This window comes from Nocardiopsis coralliicola, from assembly GCF_054779695.1.
Map to the genome: position 1 here is coordinate 244,109 of NZ_BAAGXT010000001.1, position 14,118 is coordinate 258,226.

A 14,118-nucleotide genomic window follows, 5' to 3' on the forward strand; every position below is an offset into this window, starting at 1 on the left:
GCGGGCCGCTGCCTCCTGACCTATTCGAGCCGCAGCCGGCCCGGGGCCTCCTCCTCGAAGACGGCGACGAGGCGGTCGAAGAAGGTGGGGCCCTCGCCGGCTTCGGCGCGGTCCAGTTCGGCCTGGAGGGCGGAGCGGTTGGCGGGATGGACGCGGTCCCGGCGCGCGGCCAGCCACCGCGCAGTGGCGGTGTGGCCGAGCGCGCGCCGGGAGGCGGCGTGGTGGCGCCAGACGAACGCGAAGTCGCCGTCGTCCGGCGTGCCGAAGCCGCCGCGGAGGCAGTCGGCGAGTGCGTCCAGGTTGGAGCCGAAATAGCCGCCCGGGCCGTTGACGGCCGCGCCCACCGCCGTCCAGAAGCGGTCGGGCGCGGTCACGTCGCGGCCTTCGATCACATACGTCGCCGTCATGGGCGGAGGGTACCGCCCGCCGCCCCTGGCGGCGCAGCCGTCAGCACGCGTAGTCGACCAGGTCGAACGACTCGTAGTGGTCGGCCGTGTAGTAGTCCTCCTCCTCGGCCTCGCCGGCGACGATGCGGCGCGCACCGCGGTCCGGGGAGCCCGGCGTCTCCACCGTGTACTCCTTGTAATACCCGGTGTCCTGATCCGGGAGGAGCCCTTCGCGGTTCTCGAAGGTGGTGCCGTCCTGGGGGTGCGGGAACGGCCCGCCGGCTTCGATGAGCTCCAGGGTGTCGTGGGCTTCGGCGGGGAGGTCGGAATGGCAGATGTCACCGACGGCCGCGTGCGCGGGAGCCGACAGTCCGCCGGCGATGAGCGCGGCGAACAGGGCGGAACCGCCGAGGCGTCGGATTCGCGGGGAGAATTGCATGCCCACCATTAGGCGCGAGTCCGTCACACCCCGTCAACACCCGATCAGGAAATTCACTGGCGGTTCAGCGGAGCCCGCCGCGGAAAGGCTGTGGATAACCCGCCGTATTCGCAGTTCACTGCCGATGGTCGGGCATCTTCCTTCGATGCCCGCATTGCGAATCTGGGCCCCTTCCCGGGGGCCCTGCCGCTGGTTTCCCCCTTTCTTGTACACACCTCAAGGGGCCCACGGGGCGCCTGGGTAAAGAGGGGCGCACGTGAAAGTGCGCCTCAGGACTGGTCCGCGCCTCCGGAGCCCGCGCCGGATTCCGGGTCGAGGTGCACGGTGACCGAGGTCTGGCCGTTGTCGCTGATGGCGACCGCGTGGCCGGTGCGCCGGCGGCCGTCCAGTTCCAGGGTGAGCGGCCCGCCGGCGCCGGTGAAGTTGCGCCACCAGCGCTTGCGTTCGGGCATGGCCACGCGGATCACGACCGTCGGCCCGGTGCGCTGGAAGGCGACGGGTGTGGAGAACGCGGGCCCGGACCGGCGGCCCGTGTAGTGGACCACGGTGAGGCGGCGCTGGACCGGCGGTCCCACCACCGGCGCCGGGCGCAGCGCCGGCATGCACCGGTTGAACCCGGCCGCGAACCGCGTCGGCCAGGCCGCCCTTGTACTGCCCTCCGCCTCCTTGTCTCCCCGGCCCGGACCGCGGCTCGGACACGCCCTCGGGCCGGGCCGCGCAAGTGACACCGTGTCACGCGCTCGCGGGCGAGACGTCACAGCGCGCGGTGACACGCGCGCCCTGCCGGGTCGGCGCGCTGCTTGCTGGAATCGAGTCATGGCCTCAACGACGCGAAGCACCGCGACCGCCCCCGCAGAGACCTGGGAGGACACCATGACCGCGACCACCGGGCAGACCCGCCCCGCCGCTCCCGCAAACGCCCCGGAAACCGCCCCCGACGGCGCGCAGCAGGTCGACGTCAAGCAGGCCGTCCTGGACGGCATGGGCGGGCCCTCCGGCATGGTCTACTCGGCGCTGCCGGTCGTCGGCTTCGCCGCGGCCGTGCCGTTCACCACCCTGGCCACCGCGATCGGGATCGCGATCGCCGCAGCCGTCGCGCTCGGCGCGCTGCGCATGTGGCGCGGCGAGAAGCTCATGTCGGCCATGGGCGGCGTGTTCGGCGTCGCGGCCGCCGGCGGCGTCTCCGCGGCCACCGGCTCGGCCAACGACTTCTTCCTGATCGGGATCTGGGCGTCGCTGGTCGGCGCCGTCGTCACGCTGGCCTCGCTCGTAGTCCGGCGCCCGCTCACCGGGATGATCTGGAACGCCGTGCACGGCGGCACGCACGACTGGCGCGCCGACCGGCCCTCCCGCCGCGCCCACGACCTCGCCACCGGCGCCGTCGCGGCGGTCTTCGCCGGCCGCTACATCGTCCGCGAGTGGCTCTACCGCGCCGACTCCACCACCGGCCTCGCCATCGCCGACACCGTCACCGGGTTCCCGCTGACGATCCTGGCCGCCGTGGTCGTCGTCTGGGCCTTCCGCCGCGCCACCCGCCGCCTGGTGCCGAGCACCGGCTGAGACGGCCGGCGCCGCACCGGCGCCGCCCGCACACCAGCGCCGCCCCCGTGCGGCGCTGGCGGTCTGCACCGCCACCCGACACCGTGGAACCGACGATCCCGAGGAAGCCGCCCATGAGCCGCCCCACCGCTGCCGACTACGCCCGCGCCGAGCAGATGCTCGCCCCCTACCGCCTCCGCAGCGTCGAGGGCGGCCCCGTCGACCCCCAGTGGTACGCCGACGGGTCGGGGTTCTGGTTCAGCCGCGGCGGCCGCTTCACCGCGGTCGATCCCGCCGCCGGCACCCGCGCCGACGCCTTCGACCACGAGCGGCTCGCCTCCGCCCTCTCGGCCGCCGCGGGCATCGACGTCGACGCGTCGGCCCTGCCGGTCTCCGCCCTGGAGCGCACCGGCGGCGGCAGCCTCTCCTTCACCGCGTTCGGCGCCCGCTGGCAGTGGGACGGCGCCACCTGCACCCCCGCTGAGGACCCCCTTCCCGGTCCGCTGGAGATCGCCTCGCCCGACGGTGCCTGGACCGCGTTCGGCCGCGGCGGCGACATCTGGGTCCGCGACCGCGGCGGCGCAGAGTTCCGCCTCACCCGCGACGGCGCACCGGAGCACCCCTACGGACAGCTCCCCGACTACATGGGCAGCCGCGCCCTGATGCGCGCGCTCGGCCTCGGCCCCGCCTTCATCGCCGAGTGGTCGCCCGACTCCACCCGGCTGCTCGCAGCCCGCGTCGACCAGAGCGCGGTGCCCGAGCAGGTCCTGGTGGAGTCCGCCCCGGCCGGCGGCGGCCGCCCCGCCGCGCACCGCTACCGGGTTCCGATGCCCGGCGACGCGGACCAGCCGACCCTGCGCTGGTACGTGATCGACGTCGCGGCCGGAACGGCAGCGGCCCAGCAGGGCGAACCGGCCGTGTTCCTGCACCCCAGCGCCGTGGTCTACGCGTGGTGGTCCGGCCCCGGAGGCGAAGCGGTGCACTTCCTGCACCACTCCCGCGACGGCCGCACGCTGGAGCTGCGCAGCCTCGACCCCGCCACCGGCGCCGTCGCCACGCTGCTGAGCGAGACCGGCACGACCCGCGTCGACCCGGCGCCGCAACTGGGCGACCACCCCGCGATCGCCCGCGTCCTCGGCTCCGGCGAGATCCTGTGGTGGTCCCAGCGCGACGGCTGGGGCCACCTCGAGCTGCACCCGCCCGGCGGCGGTCCCGCCATTGCCCTCACCAGCGGGCCGTGGCAGGTGCGCCGGGTACTCCGGCTCGACGAGGAGCAGCGCCGCGTGTGGTTCACCGCGGCCGGCGCCGGCGGCGGCGACCCCTACCTCCGCCAGATCTACCGGGTGGACCTGGACGGCACCGGGTTGACCCGGCTCACCGACGACAGTCTCGACCATGACACCGTCGCCCCGCCCCGCGGCGCCTACCTCGTCGACCGCGCCTCGGGACCCGGCACGCCGCACCGATCGCGCGTCCTCGACCTGGACGGCGCCACCCTGGCCGAACTGGCGGCGCCCGGAACCGGGCAGCTCGAAGAGCTGGGCTGGCAGCCGCCCGAGCGGTTCCGCGCCACCGCGGCCGACGGCGTGACGCCGATCTACGGGCTGCTGTGGCGCCCGCACGGATTCGACCCGGAGCGCAGCTACCCGGTCATCGACCACGTCTACCCCGGCCCGCAGATCCACCGGGCGGGCCCCGCGTTCGACGCGCCCCACCACGGCGAGCCGGAGGCCCTGGCCGCGCTCGGCTTCGCGGTGGTCGCCGTCGACGGCCGCGGCACCGCCGGGCGCAGCAAGGAGTTCCACGACCACTCCTACGGCGACCTCGGCAACGCGGGCGCGCTCGACGACCACATCGCCGCTATCCGCGAGCTCGGCGCGCGCCACCCCTGGCTCGACACCGGAAGGGTCGGCATCACCGGCCAGTCGGCGGGCGGCTACGCCGCGGCACGCGCGCTGCTGCTCTATCCCGACTTCTACCGGGTGGGCGTCGCCCTCGCGGGCAGCCACGACCTCGGCATCAACGTCCCGCTGTGGGCCGAGCACTACCAGGGCGGTACCGGCAGCGAGGAACTGCGGGACATCTCGAACCCGGCGCTGGCCCACCGGCTCGAAGGACGCCTCCTGCTCGTCCACGGCGAGTTGGACGACACCGTGCTCCCGGCCCAGACCCTCCGGCTGGTGGACTCCCTGATCGCCGCGGACAAGGACGTCGACCTCCTCCTCGTCCCGGGAGCCGAGCACTACTTCCTCGGCCGCGGCCACTACGTCCTCCGCCGCACCTGGGACTACTTCGTCCGCCACCTGCACGGCGCCGAGCCGCCCGCGTTCCAGCTGGCGCCCTTCCCGCTGCCGGGAGCCTGACAGCGGCCGGGCGCACCGGCGCGGCGGACCTGCGCCGCCGGCCGGTGCGGCGGCGCCTCCACCCGGGAGGCCACCGACCGCACATCCGGCAGAGGCCCACTCGGGAGACGGCCGCCCGGAGGCGGGGCTGCGCCGGCTACCCCGCGGCGAAGGGCAGTGCGCGGGCGCCGAAGTGGGCGTAGCGCTCGCCGGTCTCCAGCGCGCTGAACGTCAGCGGCGACCAGCGCTGCTGGCCCGGCAGCCGCAGCGCGAACACCCCGTCGGCGACCGGGGTGAGCGCGTGCTCCTGGATCGGGTCGGGGTCGAAGGCGGCCGACGGCCCCAGCAGCTCGATGCGCACGCGCGGCCGCCCGCCCTCGGCGGTGACGTCCAGCTGCATCGCGGCGGCCGCGTAGCGCCCGAGGTAGGGGGCGGGGTCGACGGAGACCGGTTCGGCAGGCGGCGCGAACGGCGGGTCCGGAACCGCGCCGGACAGCGCCGGAACCGCCTCGGCGAACAGGGCGTCGGCGAGGTCCCTGGCGCCGCCGCCGTTGGTGAGCAGGGCGATGGCCGCCCCCGCTTCCGGAACCAGCCGCAGGAACGCGTCCTGGCCGACGGTCGAGCCGTCGTGGCCGATCGCGGGGCCGCCCGGCCAGTCGAACCGGATCCAGCCCAGGCCCCAGGAGTCGCCCAGGCCGTTGGGGACCGGCACATCCGCCTGGTGCGCGGCCATCGCCGCGGCGGACTCGGCGCTGAGGATCCGGGTGCCGTCGGGCGCAAGGCCGCCGGTCAGGTGCAGCCGGGCGAACCGCAGCAGCTCGCCCACCGGCGCGGCGATGCAGCCCGCCGGCCCGAGGCCGCGCGGCAGCGCCCAGAACGGGGCGGGTTGGGGGTCGGGCAGCCCGCGCATGTGCCCCACCGCCACGGCGTGCAGGATCGCCTCCTCGGGCAGCGTCGACGTGCGCTCCAGCCCGAGCGGGGCGAACAGCCGCTCCCTGATCGCGGCGTCCCACGTCTGGCCGGTGAGCTCTTCGATGATGCTGCCGAGCACGCTGAAGCCGGAGTTGCAGTACGACCAGGTGGCGCCCGGCGCGTGCAGCACCGCCGCCTCCGACAGCGCGGCGGTGTAGGCCGAGACGGCGTCGTCGCCGCGCCCGGTGTCGGTGAACAGGTCGCCGTCGATACCCCCGGTGTGGGTCAGCAGGTGGCGCACTGTCAGCGCCTCGGCCGCCGTCGGGTCGGAGAGTGCGAAGCCGGGCAGCACCGCGGTGACGGGAGCGTCGATGTCCAGCGCGCCGGCGTCGGCCAGCTGCAGGACCGCGGTGGCGGTCCAGACCTTGGTGATCGACCCGATCTGGAACAGAGCGTCGGTACTCACCGGCTGGCCGGTCGCCGCGTTGAGGATGCCGTGGGCGCAGGACACCTCGTCATCGGCCGCGCCCGCACCGAGACGGAGCAGGCCCAGCTGCGCCCCCGGCACGCGGTGCTCGGAGGCAAGCGCGGACAGCCGCTCCTGCCAGTGCCCGGAGTCGAGGGGCGCGGTGCCTGCGTTGTCCTGGGTGTCCACGGGACAGCTCCTTCCGCCGGGCGGGCGGCCGGCGCCCGCGCCTTCGCTCGGTGCCCGGCAAGGGCGCCGCTGGCCCCACCCTTTCAGAGCCTCTGCCGCCGCCGGCGGCGGTGGCCGGATGAGGCAGCGTTCCCGGTCGGAGCGGGTTCCCGGCACCCGCCGATCCGGATCGCGGGCGCAGTGCGGTCCGCGCGGCACTGGACAGCGCGCCGCCGCGCGGTGCAGGGTGCACGTCCCACCGGGCTCCGCGCCCGCACCCCCACCGGGAAGGCACGCCGTGACCGAGCTGGACTCGCCCATTCCCCGCTTCCACCTGGCCGTCCCCGTCGACGACCTGGAGGCCGCCGCCGGCTTCTACGGCGGCGTCCTCGGCCTCGAACGGGGCCGCAGCTCCGAGCGCTGGATCGACTGGAACCTCGACGGCCACCAGTTCGTCACCCACCTGGCCCCCGGCCACGCCGCTCCGGCACACAACCCGGTCGACGGCCACGACGTCCCCGTGCCCCACTTCGGCCTGATCCTGGCCCCCGACCGCTTCCACACCCTCGCCGACCGCCTCCGCGCCGCCGGCACCGCCTTCGCCATCGCCCCCTACCTCCGCTTCGCGGGCCAGCCCGGCGAGCAGTGGACCATGTTCTTCCACGACCCCGCCGGCAACGCCCTCGAATTCAAGTCCTTCGCCGACGACTCCCAGGTTTTCGCGCCCTGAGAACGGCAGGAGAGGTCATTCCCCCTCCTTTTCGCAAACCGTCCGGGGAAGGTGCCGGGGCCTCATCGGCAGTGCGGCCGGATGGCGCCGGGGAATCCGTTCGGGCGGGCGGTGGAGACCGTCGGGCAGGCTCTGCGAAAGCGCGGCCGGACCCGCCGGGCCGGGCAGCCCCGATGGACCGCCGCCGACGTCCAGCGGGTGCGGCCGGCCCCTGAACCGGTGCACGCGAGAAGGCCCGCCCCCTGCGGCAGCAGATCGGTCGACGGGCGAAGAATATGAGTACTCTTCGCGTGTCAGAGTGCTGCGCGGAGTGGGAAATGGCAGCCTTGGACGCCGGATGGGGATTCTTCTGCCGCGCATCCGGCGACGTGCGCCGGTGAAGGGGCGCCGCGATGACGGAAAAGCAAAAGCCCGCGCCGAATTCGGTCAAAGTCTCGGTACTGACCCTCACGGCGATGGTCGTGGGCTCGATGGTGGGCGCCGGCGTATTCTCCCTTCCCCAGCGCTTCGGCCAGGAGACCGGGGTGGCCGGCGCACTGATCGCCTGGGCGATCGCCGGGGCGGGCATGCTGACCCTCGCCCTCGTATTCCAGCGCCTGGCCGTGCGCAAACCGGGGCTCGACGCCGGCGTCTACGCCTACGCCAAGGCGGGTTTCGGCGAGTACATCGGGTTCTTCTCCGCGGCCGGATACTGGGCCAGCGCCTGTGTGGGCAACGTGACCTACTGGGTGCTGATCATGTCCACCCTGGGCGCGCTCGTCCCCGCTCTCGGCCAAGGGGACACGGTCGCGGCCGTGGCGGCGTCGTCGGTGGGCCTCTGGCTCTTCTTCTTCCTCATCCGGCGGGGGACGAAAGAGGCGGCGGCGATCAACCGCATCGTCACGGTCGCCAAGCTGCTGCCGATCCTCGTCTTCGTCCTGCTGGCCGTATTCGCCCTGGATCCGGCGGTGTTCGCGGCCAACTTCGCCGGGGACCCCGGCTCCGGGGCGCTCTTCGAGCAGGTGCGCGGCACCATGCTGGTGACGGTGTTCGTGTTCCTCGGAGTGGAGGGCGCGAGCGTCTACTCGCGCCACGCCCGGCGCCGCGAAGACGTCGGCCGCGCCACCCTCCTGGGGTTCGGCAGCGTCCTCGCGGTCTTCGCCTCGGTGACGATCGTGTCCTACGGCATCCTGCCGATGGACGAACTCGCCGCCCTGCAGCAGCCGTCGATGGCGGGGACCCTGGAGGCCGCCGTCGGCACCTGGGGCGGCGTCCTGGTCTCCGTCGGCCTGATCGTCGCGGTACTCGGCGCCTACCTGGCCTGGACGCTGATGGCCGCGGAGGTGCTGTATGTGGCCGCCAAGGACCGGGACATGCCGCGGTTCCTGTCCGCCTCGACCCCGCGCGACGTGCCCGTCAACGCACTGCTGCTCAGCACCCTGCTCTCCCAGCTGGTGCTGGTCATCACGCTGTTCTCCGAAGACGCCTTCGACTTCGCGCTGGACCTGACCGCGGCGCTCACGCTGATCCCGTTCCTGCTGGCCGCCGCCTACGCGCTGAAACTGGTGTGGACGCGCGAGACCTACGGCGGCGTCCGCACCGCCGCACTGGCCCAGGACGCGGCGATCGCCCTCGCGGCAACCCTCTACACGGCGTTCCTGATCTACGCCGCCGGGCTGAAATTCGTCCTGATCTCCTTTGTCTTCTATGCGCCGGTCACCGTCCTTTTCCTCATCACCCGGCGGGAGCAGGGGAGAAAGGTCTTCACTGCGGCGGAGCTGGCCCTGTTCTGCGCCGTCGCCGCGGGAGCGGTGATCGGCGTGCTCGCCCTCGCGGTCGGCTGGGTCACCCTGTAGTGCGGGGGCGCGGCGGCGGTTTTCGGCGGAATCCGAGGTATCCGTGGCGGAAGGGGAACCGGAATGGGAACGGACGCAGCGCCGCCGGCCGGCGGGGTGCATTCCGAAGTCGGGCGCCTGCGCAAAGTCCTGGTCTGCGCTCCCGGGCTCGCGCATGAACGGCTGACGCCGACCAACTCCGACGACCTCCTCTTCGACGACGTGCTGTGGGTCGAGGCCGCCCAGCGCGACCACCTCGATTTCGTCAACAAGCTGCGCAACCGGGGCGTCGAGGTCGTCGAACTGCACGACGTACTCGCGCAGACCATGGCGCTCCCCGCGGCGCGGGAGTGGCTGCTCGACCGCAAGGCCACCGCGAACCGGGTGGGCCTGGAGCTGGCGGACGGAGTCCGCGCCTACCTCGACTCCCTGGGCGAGCGCGACCTGGTCCGCCACCTCATCGGCGGCCTCGCGGCACCCGACCTGCCGGGCGACTACCGCAGCGGCGACGCCGCGCTGGTGCGCGAATCCACGGGCGCGCGCGAGTACCTGCTGCCGCCCCTGCCGAACACGCTCTACACCCGCGACACCACCTGCTGGATCTACGGCGGGCTCACCCTCAACCCGCTCTACTGGCCGGCCCGCCACGACGAGACGATGCTGATGCAGGCGGTCTACAGCTTCCACCCCGACTACGCCGGCTCTGCGGTCTGGTGGGGCGACGCCGAGCAGGACTGGGGCCAGGCCACCCTGGAGGGCGGTGACGTGATGCCGGCGGGCCGCGGCGTCGTCCTCGTCGGTATGAGCGAGCGCACCTCCCGCCAAGCCATCACCCAGCTGGCCACGGCGCTGTTCGACGCCGGCGCAGCCGAGCAGGTCATCGTCGCCGGCATGCCGAAGCTCCGCGCCGCCATGCACCTGGACACGGTCTTCACCTTCGCCGACCGGGACCTGGTCACCGTGCACCCGGCCATCGTGGACGGCATCCACGCCTTCACCCTGCGCCCCTCGGACCGGGCCCCCGGCGTCGAGATCACCGATGAGGGGGATGCCCGGTTCGTCGACGTCGTCGCCCGCGCGCTCGGCTTCCCCCGCCTGCGGGTGGTGGAGACCGCGGGCGACGTCTACGCCTCGGAGCGCCAGCAGTGGGACAGCGGCAACAACGCCGTCGCGGTCGAGCCGGGCGTCGTCTTCACCTACGACCGCAACACCCAGACCAACGCCGCGCTGCGCAGGGCCGGGGTGGAGGTCATCACCATCCCCGGTGCGGAGCTCGGCCGCGGGCGCGGCGGCGGCCACTGCATGACCTGCCCCCTCCAGCGGGACCCGCTCGACGCCTGACCGTCGCACTCTGCACGCTCCGGACGTCCGGCGGGGATCCCCGCCGGACGTCCGGAGGACACGCCAGAGCCGCCGCGCCCCGGCCGCCGGCACCGGCGGGATCCGGAACCGGCCCGCCAAGAGTGCACAAAGGGCTACTGACGGCCGGGCGGCCGCGTCGGCACACTGCGGGTCAGGACCAGTGCCGGCGGAGCCTGCGGGGGAGCGGCCGCCGCTGCGCGGGCTGCGGGGGAGACCGGCAGCCCCGCCGCCGGACGGGAGGAGCGGGGATGCGCGGCAGCGGTGGGGACGACGGGGGCGGCGGCGCGCGGCGCGGGCCGACGCGGCGCGGCCTGTTCGCCGGGGCGGGAGGCGTCGCGGCGGGCGGCCTGGTGGCCGGCGGACTGGTCGCCCGCGACCTGGACGGGGCTGGCGGATCCGATCCGGAGCCGGACGGCGGCGGGCCGCCCCCGCTGCGGTTCTTCACCGACGAGGAGGCGGCGGACGTCGAGGCCATGGCGGAGCGCGTCTTCCCCGCCGACCGCAGCGGCCCCGGCGCGCGCGACGCCGGCGTCCTGCACTACATCGACGGCCGCCTCGCGGGCGGCTGGGGCCGGGGTGCCGGCCTGTACCTGCAGGGACCCTTCGAAGAGCCGGACCACGGCGGACACGGGGAGCAGCTCCCGATCCCGCCCCGGGAGATGTACCGGCACGCCCTGGGCAGGATCGACCGGCACTGCCGCACCTCTTTCGGGGACCGGGCGCTCGCCGAACTGGGGCCCGAGCGCCAGGACGGGGTCCTGTCCGCCCTCGAAGCCGGCGAGATCGGCTTCGGGCTCGGCGAGGGGTTCACCGCGGCGTCGTTCTTCGCGATGTTCCTCCGCAACGTCACCGAAGGGCTCTTCGCCGACCCGGTGCACGGCGGCAACCGCGGTATGGCCGGCTGGAAATGGGTGGGGTTCCCCGGCGACCCCTGGGCCTACGGCGAGCCCTACGCCGCGTTCGCCGGGGCGGTCGACCCCGCCTACCGCGCGGAGCCCAAGGGGGTGCAGTGATGGCGCTGCCCCGCGTGGACGCGGTCTGCATCGGCGTCGGCTGGGCCGGCGGGATCCTCGCCGCCGAACTGACCAAGGCCGGGATGTCCGTGGTCGGCCTGGAGCGCGGCGGGCCGCGCGGACCCGAGCACCTCCGGCACGGCCACGACGAACTGCGCTACCAGGTGGACAAGGAGCTCGCCCAGCCCCCCGCCGTGGAGACCTGGACGCTGCGGCACACCCGCCGCGAGCGCGCCCTGCCCATCCGCCGGGTGGGGGCGTTCGCCCCCGCCTCCGGCGTCGGCGGGTCCGGGGTGACCTGGGCCGGGCAGACCTGGCGGTTCAGCCCGCGCGACTTCGCGATGCGCAGCCGGGCGGAGGACCGCTATGGCAAGGGCGCCGTTCCCGACGAGATGTCCGTGCAGGACTGGGGGATCGGCTACGGCGACCTCGAGCCCTACTACGACCGGTTCGAGCGCATGGCCGGCATCGCGGGCCGGGCCGGCAACATCGGCGGCAGCACGCAGCGCGGCGGCAACCCCTTCGAGGGGCCCCGCTCCCGCGACTACCCCGTCCCGCCGCTCAAGGAGAGCCGCGCCGGGGAGATCTTCCGCCGCGCGGCCGGCGAACTCGGCTACAGCCCGTTCCCCGGGCCGGCGGCTGCGCTGTCCCAGCGCTACACCAACCCCGACGGCGTCACCCGCGACGCCTGCACCTACTGCGGCTTCACCGGGCACTTCGGCTGCAGGGTCGGCGCCAAGGCCGACCCGACCGTCACGGTCATCCCCGAAGCCCTGCGCACCGGCCGCTTCGAGCTGCGCACGAACGCCGCCGCGGTCGAGATCCTGCACGACGGCACCGAGGCCACCGGGGTGCGCTACCGCGACGCCGCCGGCCGCCTCCAGGAGCAGCCGGCCGACCTGGTGCTGCTTACCGCCTACACCCTCGGCAACTGCCGGCTGCTGCTCCGGTCCGGCCTGGGAGAGCCCTACGACCCGGACTCCGGCACGGGCACGGTCGGCAAGAACTACTGCTACCAGGCCGACGGCGCGGCCGGCATGGCCTACTTCGCCGATGAGGACTTCCAGCCGTACATGGCAGGATGCGGCTCCACGGTCGCCTTCGACGACCTCAACGGCGACAACTTCGACCACGCCGGCCTCGGCTTCCTCGGCGGCGGGCTGGTGAAGTACACGCTGCCCGGCCTGCCCGTCACCGGCATGGGCGCCCCGCCTGGAGCGCCGCTGTGGGGCGCGCAGTGGAAGCGGGCGATCCGCGACTTCTACCCGCGGACCCTGGTCGTCGGCGCCCAGGGGGAGAGCCCCGCCTACCGGGACCACTTCCTCGACCTCGACCCCACCTACCGGGACGCGTTCGGCGACCCGCTGCTCCGGATCACCTTCGACTGGCGCCGCAACGAGCGCGAGATGGTGCGCTTCCTCGGCGGGAAGATGCAGGAGCTCGTCGACGCCATGGGCGCCGACCAGGCGTTCGCGGCCGGCGAGCTGGCGGACCACTTCGACACGGCGTCGTACCAGTCGACCCACAACACCGGCGGCGCGATCATGGGCGACGACCCCTGTACCTCGGCGGTCAACCCGCACCTGCAGATGTGGGACCACCCCAACGTGTTCGTCGTCGGCGCCTCCGCCTTTCCGCAGAACCCCGGATACAACCCCACGAGCACCGTGTGTGCCCTCGCCTACCGCGCCGCCGACGCCATCGTGAACACCTACCGGCACGACCCGGGCCCGCTGGCGTGAGCGCGCGTCCGCCAGGAGCAGCCCGCCGCGCGGTCAGGGCGCGGTGTGCGCTGGCGGAGCAGTGCTGGCGCGCAGGACGACGGTGCCGGGGACGCGCTCGACGCGGGAGCGGCGGGCCGGGGCGCTCAGCGCGAGCGACATGACCCGCCGGCCCATGTCGGCGAGCGGGAGGGCGACGGTGGTGAGGGCGGGGGAGAGCTCGGCGACCACCGGGATGTCGTCGAACCCGGCCAGGGAGACCTCGCCGGGGATGTCCACGCCGTGGTCGCGCAGCGCCGCCAGCGCGCCGATCGCCATCACGTCGGTCACCGCGAAGATGCAGGTCGGCCGCTCGCCGCGGCGCAGCAGCTCGGCCGCCGCCGCGTAGCCGCCGTCGCGGGTGAAGGCGTCGGAGACGATCCGGTGCTCCGGCAGTTCCACGCCCGCTTCGGCGAGCGCGGCGGCGAAGCCGTCCAGCCGGTCGGAGACCGTGGTCAGCGAGCGCGGCCCGGCCAGCACCGCGAACTCGCGGTGGCCCAGGCCGAGCAGCGCCCGCCCCAGCGCCGCCGCGCCCTCCCGGTTCTGCGGCAGCACCGTGTCCGCCTTCAGCCGGCGGTGCCGGCTGAGCACCGCCACCCGGCCGCCGGTGCGCTGGTAGGGCTCGATCTCGGCGGCCAGCGCGCGCTCCCACTCCCGGTCCTCGAACCCCGAGCCCATCAGCAGGATCGCCCGGGCCCGCTGCGCCCGCAGCATCGCCACGTATTCCAGCTCGTGGGCCGGATCGCGGAAGGTGCTGGCCAGCACCACGAGCATGCCGTTCTCGTGCGCGGTGGTCATGACTCCGCCGGCGACCGCGGAGAAGTAGGGGTCGCTGATGTCGTGGCAGACCACACCGACCGAGGTGCTGGAGGCGCTGGCCAGCGCCTGGGCGTGCGCGTTGGGCGTGTAGTGCAGCTCGCCCGCCGCCGCCAGCACCCGCTCCCGCAGCTCGGGCCGGACCTGCGCGGTGCCGCGCAGCACGCGCGAGGCCGTGGCGAGCGAGACACCGGCCTCGGTCGCCACGTCCTGCAGGGTGGTGTAGCCCCGGCCTCCGCCGCCGTCCACCGCTTGCACCATCGCCCGCCTCCTCGGCGGGGGCGGCCGCGAAACGTCCGCAACGCCCCCTTGACCGCTCCATGATCTCTGCCTACGGTACCAGAAAGCGCTATCAGAAAGCGCTTTCTCAG

The 14,118-nt window shown here is 74.2% G+C and carries 12 protein-coding genes; 7 read left to right on the forward strand and 5 right to left on the reverse strand.

Annotated features, from left to right (window positions below; all coding sequences use genetic code 11):
* Nucleotides 1–20 precede the first annotated feature (20 nt).
* From ACYVGT_RS00925 to ACYVGT_RS00935, 3 genes are all read right to left on the reverse strand, one after another.
* Nucleotides 21–407, reverse strand: coding sequence for a barstar family protein (locus tag ACYVGT_RS00925; RefSeq protein WP_460854391.1), 387 nt, complete (start codon nt 405–407; stop codon nt 21–23).
* A gap of 40 nt (nt 408–447) precedes the next feature.
* Nucleotides 448–825, reverse strand: a complete 378-nt coding sequence (locus ACYVGT_RS00930) for a guanyl-specific ribonuclease (RefSeq protein WP_460854392.1) — start codon at nt 823–825, stop codon at nt 448–450.
* 269 nt (nt 826–1,094) lie between these two features.
* Nucleotides 1,095–1,427, reverse strand: a complete 333-nt coding sequence (locus ACYVGT_RS00935; RefSeq protein ID WP_460854393.1) for a hypothetical protein — start codon at nt 1,425–1,427, stop codon at nt 1,095–1,097.
* A 214-nt stretch (nt 1,428–1,641) separates the two neighbouring features.
* Between ACYVGT_RS00935 and ACYVGT_RS00940 the strand changes: the two genes are divergently transcribed.
* Together ACYVGT_RS00940 and ACYVGT_RS00945 are read left to right on the forward strand one after the other, a co-directional pair.
* Nucleotides 1,642–2,385 (forward strand): DUF3159 domain-containing protein, encoded by a 744-nt coding sequence (locus tag ACYVGT_RS00940; protein ID WP_460854394.1) that lies wholly within the window; start codon nt 1,642–1,644, stop codon nt 2,383–2,385.
* 113 nt (nt 2,386–2,498) lie between these two features.
* Nucleotides 2,499–4,727, forward strand: coding sequence for a S9 family peptidase (locus tag ACYVGT_RS00945; RefSeq protein ID WP_460854395.1), 2,229 nt, complete (start codon nt 2,499–2,501; stop codon nt 4,725–4,727).
* A gap of 136 nt (nt 4,728–4,863) precedes the next feature.
* On the opposite strand, the gene ACYVGT_RS00950 is transcribed toward ACYVGT_RS00945, so the two are convergent.
* A complete protein-coding gene (locus ACYVGT_RS00950) occupies nt 4,864–6,273 on the reverse strand; it encodes a serine hydrolase domain-containing protein (RefSeq protein ID WP_460854396.1) in 1,410 nt (469 codons plus the stop codon).
* 277 nt (nt 6,274–6,550) lie between these two features.
* Between ACYVGT_RS00950 and ACYVGT_RS00955 the strand changes: the two genes are divergently transcribed.
* The 5 genes from ACYVGT_RS00955 to ACYVGT_RS00975 all read left to right on the forward strand — a co-directional run bounded on the left by ACYVGT_RS00955 (nt 6,551) and on the right by ACYVGT_RS00975 (nt 12,913).
* Nucleotides 6,551–6,982, forward strand: a complete 432-nt coding sequence (locus ACYVGT_RS00955) for a VOC family protein (protein WP_460854397.1) — start codon at nt 6,551–6,553, stop codon at nt 6,980–6,982.
* A 392-nt stretch (nt 6,983–7,374) separates the two neighbouring features.
* Nucleotides 7,375–8,817, forward strand: coding sequence for a basic amino acid/polyamine antiporter (locus ACYVGT_RS00960; protein WP_460854398.1), 1,443 nt, complete (start codon nt 7,375–7,377; stop codon nt 8,815–8,817).
* 63 nt (nt 8,818–8,880) lie between these two features.
* Nucleotides 8,881–10,137 (forward strand): arginine deiminase, encoded by a 1,257-nt coding sequence (locus ACYVGT_RS00965; RefSeq protein ID WP_460854399.1) that lies wholly within the window; start codon nt 8,881–8,883, stop codon nt 10,135–10,137.
* A gap of 269 nt (nt 10,138–10,406) precedes the next feature.
* The gene (locus ACYVGT_RS00970; RefSeq protein ID WP_460854400.1) at nt 10,407–11,171 is read left to right on the forward strand and encodes a gluconate 2-dehydrogenase subunit 3 family protein; all 765 of its coding nucleotides are present in this window, start codon (nt 10,407–10,409) and stop codon (nt 11,169–11,171) included.
* Nucleotides 11,171–12,913: a GMC family oxidoreductase gene (locus ACYVGT_RS00975; protein ID WP_460854401.1), complete on the forward strand. Its 1,743-nt coding sequence runs from the start codon at nt 11,171–11,173 to the stop codon at nt 12,911–12,913. The genes ACYVGT_RS00970 and ACYVGT_RS00975 overlap by 1 nt, the downstream gene beginning before the upstream one ends.
* A 33-nt stretch (nt 12,914–12,946) precedes the next feature.
* On the opposite strand, the gene ACYVGT_RS00980 is transcribed toward ACYVGT_RS00975, so the two are convergent.
* Nucleotides 12,947–14,008: a LacI family DNA-binding transcriptional regulator gene (locus ACYVGT_RS00980; RefSeq protein WP_460854402.1), complete on the reverse strand. Its 1,062-nt coding sequence runs from the start codon at nt 14,006–14,008 to the stop codon at nt 12,947–12,949.
* Between the last annotated feature and the right edge of the window lie 110 nt (nt 14,009–14,118).

Coding starts and splice junctions, on each gene's coding strand:
- ACYVGT_RS00975 (WP_460854401.1), top strand. CDS start 11,171: ATGGCGCTGCCCCGCGTGGACGCGGTCTGCATCGGCGTCGGCTGGGCC.
- ACYVGT_RS00960 (WP_460854398.1), top strand. CDS start 7,375: ATGACGGAAAAGCAAAAGCCCGCGCCGAATTCGGTCAAAGTCTCGGTA.
- ACYVGT_RS00940 (WP_460854394.1), top strand. CDS start 1,642: ATGGCCTCAACGACGCGAAGCACCGCGACCGCCCCCGCAGAGACCTGG.
- ACYVGT_RS00930 (WP_460854392.1), bottom strand. CDS start 825: ATGCAATTCTCCCCGCGAATCCGACGCCTCGGCGGTTCCGCCCTGTTC.
- ACYVGT_RS00970 (WP_460854400.1), top strand. CDS start 10,407: ATGCGCGGCAGCGGTGGGGACGACGGGGGCGGCGGCGCGCGGCGCGGG.
- ACYVGT_RS00980 (WP_460854402.1), bottom strand. CDS start 14,008: ATGGTGCAAGCGGTGGACGGCGGCGGAGGCCGGGGCTACACCACCCTG.
- ACYVGT_RS00925 (WP_460854391.1), bottom strand. CDS start 407: ATGACGGCGACGTATGTGATCGAAGGCCGCGACGTGACCGCGCCCGAC.
- ACYVGT_RS00965 (WP_460854399.1), top strand. CDS start 8,881: ATGGGAACGGACGCAGCGCCGCCGGCCGGCGGGGTGCATTCCGAAGTC.
- ACYVGT_RS00935 (WP_460854393.1), bottom strand. CDS start 1,427: ATGCCGGCGCTGCGCCCGGCGCCGGTGGTGGGACCGCCGGTCCAGCGC.
- ACYVGT_RS00945 (WP_460854395.1), top strand. CDS start 2,499: ATGAGCCGCCCCACCGCTGCCGACTACGCCCGCGCCGAGCAGATGCTC.